The sequence below is a fragment of the Streptococcus danieliae genome (assembly GCF_013415245.1).
Taxonomy (GTDB): Bacteria; Bacillota; Bacilli; order Lactobacillales; family Streptococcaceae; genus Streptococcus; species Streptococcus danieliae_A.
The window spans coordinates 1-3366 of the sequence record NZ_JACBXX010000158.1 but is presented as its reverse complement, the minus strand read 5'-3'; the positions used below and the strand labels follow the sequence as shown (position 1 = coordinate 3366).

The window sequence follows — 3366 nt, the reverse complement described above, 5'->3', positions numbered from 1 at the left end:
TCAGTAAGGTTTAACTCCTCGAATAGATTGTCTAAAATCATCCATCCATAAGACTTATCTGGTTCATGCATAGGAGCCAGAAGATCATAGGAGATTTTTAATACTTTTGGATCGGTCAGTAGACCTTCCTTAGCTTCCCGTTTTAAACGCTCTAAGATCCCAGGTTCTTCCAACTCTAACTCGTCCAGTAGACCAAATTTTTTTAAAATACGTTGCTTTACTTTACCGTCCTTACGATATCCTTCTACAAGATAAACGTGAGTACGGCCTTCTTTATTGGTAGTTGTTTTGATAAATGCCATACTCTATTATACCATACACAACCATATACAACAAGAAAAATAGTTGGATTTTACAAAAAAACTCAGCTCTATCAAGGGTTTGAGCTAAGTTTTCATAAATCTAGGTGATAAAGTCGGGAGTCGGGAGGAGGTTTCTGAAAAGACCTTCTTTTTTTCTATCTTCTTTCGTGATATAATAGGCGAAAGTGTAAAGGAGAAGACATGGTCAGAAGAGATTTGTTCCGGAATGTGTTTATCACCTGTATCCTGGTGGTAATTTTTGTGCTCCTTCGTTTATTTTGGTTTACCCCTCATCATGTGACGGAAAAGGATGTTCAGAAGGATTTGGAAGCAGCTGATTATGTATTGGCCTTTCATCAGAATGAAATTCCCAATGAAAGTATTGTCTTATACGAAGTCGATCAAAAAGAGTATGTTGGACGGGTGATTGCCCAAGGTGGCGAGAGGGCTGTCTATATGGATGATGTTTTGTATATTAACCATGAGGTTAAGGATGAACCCTATATCCGGAGTATGAAAAATACCTATCAAGGAAAAACGAGTAATACAGGTAATCTGTTTACAGAGGATTTTACCATTGAGTCGTTGACCCAGTCCAAACAAGATGTCATTGGACAGGAGGAATTCCTGATTTTGAATGATAACCGGTTGAATCATGAGGATAGTCGTCAGTTTGGCTTGGTTCAAAAGGATCAGATTAAGGGTGTCATTACCTTTCGTTTGACCCCACTGGGGCGTTTTGGTTTTATAGATGTGGAGTAATAAATGGCTTACGTTTTAGAAATTTTACCTAGTTTGTTGCAGGGGGCTAGTGTCACCCTGCAAGTTTTTAGTATTGTCTTAATTTTGTCGATTCCTTTGGGGGTCTTAGTGGCGTTTATCATGCAGGTGGAATCCAAACCTCTGCGTTGGTTGTTATCCATTTATATCTGGATTATGCGGGGGACCCCCTTGCTGCTGCAACTGATTTTTGTTTATTACATTTTGCCAAGTATTGGGATTCGGATTGACCGGATGCCAGCAGCGATTATCGCCTTCACTCTGAACTATGCAGCTTATTTCGCAGAGATTTTCCGGGGTGGGATTGATTCGATTCCGCGAGGTCAGTATGAGGCGGCCAAGGTCTTGAAATTTAGCCCTGTGCAGACCATCCAGTATATCATCCTGCCGCAAGTGACCAAGATTGTGTTGCCAAGTGTTTTCAATGAGATTATGGCCTTGGTTAAGGACACTTCCTTGGTCTATGCACTGGGGGTTACGGATTTGATCCTGGTCAGCCGGACTGCAGCCAATCGCGATGCGAGTTTGGCTCCGATGTTTGTTGCTGGAGCCATTTACCTCATTATGATTGGGGTGGTGACCTTAGTTTCTCGAAAAGTTGAACAAAAATATGCCTATGATCGCTAAGGAGACTGCATGTTAGAATTAAAAAATATTAATAAACGTTTCGGGGAACGGCAAATCCTCAAAAACTTTAACTTAAATGTGCCTGAGAAGAAAATCCTAGCCATCGTGGGTCAATCCGGTGGTGGAAAAACCACCCTGCTACGGATGCTGGCGGGGCTAGAAACGATTGACAGTGGACAAGTACTCTACAATGGTCAGGAAATCCCAGCCAGTGAGTTGGCCAGCATGAATCTCTTGGGCTTTGTGTTCCAGGATTTTCAACTCTTTCCTCACATGACCGTCTTGGATAATTTAATCCTGTCACCTGTGAAGACCATGAATATGGAGCCAGATCAGGCCCAGCAAAAAGCGCGTCAACTCCTGGAACGTTTAGGCTTGGCGGGGCTGGTTGATCACTATCCTCATGCTCTTTCAGGTGGGCAGAAACAGCGGGTGGCCTTGGCGCGTGCCATGATGATTGAACCTGAAATCATCGGCTATGATGAGCCGACCAGTGCCCTGGACCCAGGCTTGCGTTTGGAAGTTGAAAAACTGCTGATTCAAAACCGGGAGATGGGGATGACCCAGATTGTTGTGACCCACGATATGCAATTTGCCCAGAATATCGCTGATGAAATCCTCGAAGTGATTCCCCAGTAGGAGGACTGCAGATGAAACGTATCATAGGATTTTTGACCTTCCTCTCCCTGCTGGTTCTAACAGCCTGCAGTAGCCAGGTTACCGATCCCAAGACAGATGCCTGGGATAGCTACCAAAAACGCGGAGCTCTGACTATCGGTTTTGACAACACTTTCGTCCCGATGGGTTTCCAAGAGAAAAATGGAAGCAATGTTGGTTTTGACATTGACCTGGCAAACCGAATTTTTGAAAAACAAGGGCTCAAGGTTAACTGGCAACCGATTGATTGGGATATGAAAGAGACCGAACTCAATAACGGCACCATTGACCTCATCTGGAACGGCTACACTCAAACCGAAGAGCGAGCAGAAAAAGTCAACTTCAGCCTGCCTTATATGGCCAATGAACAAGTCCTGGTTGCCAAAAAGGCATCCGGGATTCAGACTCCGGCGGACATGCAAAACAAGGTCCTCGGGGCCCAAGCAGGCTCCTCCGGTTATCTCAAATTTGAGGAGTACCCAGACCTGCTCAAGCAGTATGTTAAAAACAACCGCGCAACTCAATACCAAAGTTTCAATGAAGCTTTGATCGACTTGGAGAATGACCGCATCGATGGACTTCTGATCGATCGTGTCTACGCCAACTACTACCTCACCCAAAAAGGTGTCTTAGAAGACTACCATGTTTTCCCCGTAGGCTTCCCAGAAGAGGCCTTCGCAGTGGGCATTCGTAAAAGTGATAAAACCCTCCAAGAACGTCTCAATCAAGGGCTCTTGGAACTCTATCAAACTGGCCAATTCCAAGAAATCTCGGATAAATGGTTCGGTGATGATGTTGCCAGTAAGCAACTAAAAGAAGCAGCGAAGAAGTAATGACGGGAGTGGGACAGAACTAAATTTGAAAAAATTTAGTTCGTAGTCCCACCCCCGCAAGGCTGATTAGGCTCTCTTCCGAGCTTGAAAAGCGAACGAAGAGGCCAATCAGCTACTGCGTCAAAGGCATTTTGTTATCCAAAGTCAAAGAGGCTAGACTTTTGTCC

Annotated in this window: 4 protein-coding genes and 1 pseudogene; 4 read left to right on the top strand and 1 reads right to left on the bottom strand. The window is 44.3% G+C overall.

Annotated features, from left to right (window positions below; translation table 11 throughout):
• Nucleotides 1–302, bottom strand: a pseudogene (locus HZY94_RS07640) (IS1634 family transposase); the annotation flags it as partial.
• Between the two features lie 201 nt (nt 303–503).
• Here HZY94_RS07640 and lepB point away from each other — a divergent pair.
• Genes lepB through HZY94_RS07620 form a run of 4 tightly spaced genes read left to right on the top strand, consistent with a single transcriptional unit; the run spans nt 504 to nt 3199 of the window.
• Nucleotides 504–1064, top strand: a complete 561-nt coding sequence (gene lepB, locus HZY94_RS07635) for a signal peptidase I (RefSeq protein ID WP_179925689.1) — start codon at nt 504–506, stop codon at nt 1062–1064.
• Nucleotides 1065–1067: 3 nt separating this feature from the next.
• The gene (locus tag HZY94_RS07630) at nt 1068–1709 is read left to right on the top strand and encodes an amino acid ABC transporter permease (RefSeq protein ID WP_179925688.1); all 642 of its coding nucleotides are present in this window, start codon (nt 1068–1070) and stop codon (nt 1707–1709) included.
• A 9-nt stretch (nt 1710–1718) separates the two neighbouring features.
• A complete protein-coding gene (locus HZY94_RS07625; protein ID WP_179925687.1) occupies nt 1719–2348 on the top strand; it encodes an amino acid ABC transporter ATP-binding protein in 630 nt (209 codons plus the stop codon).
• Nucleotides 2349–2359: 11 nt separating this feature from the next.
• On the top strand, nt 2360–3199 hold the full coding sequence (locus HZY94_RS07620) for an amino acid ABC transporter substrate-binding protein (protein WP_373683185.1): 840 nt from the start codon (nt 2360–2362) through the stop codon (nt 3197–3199).
• Nucleotides 3200–3366 lie beyond the last annotated feature (167 nt).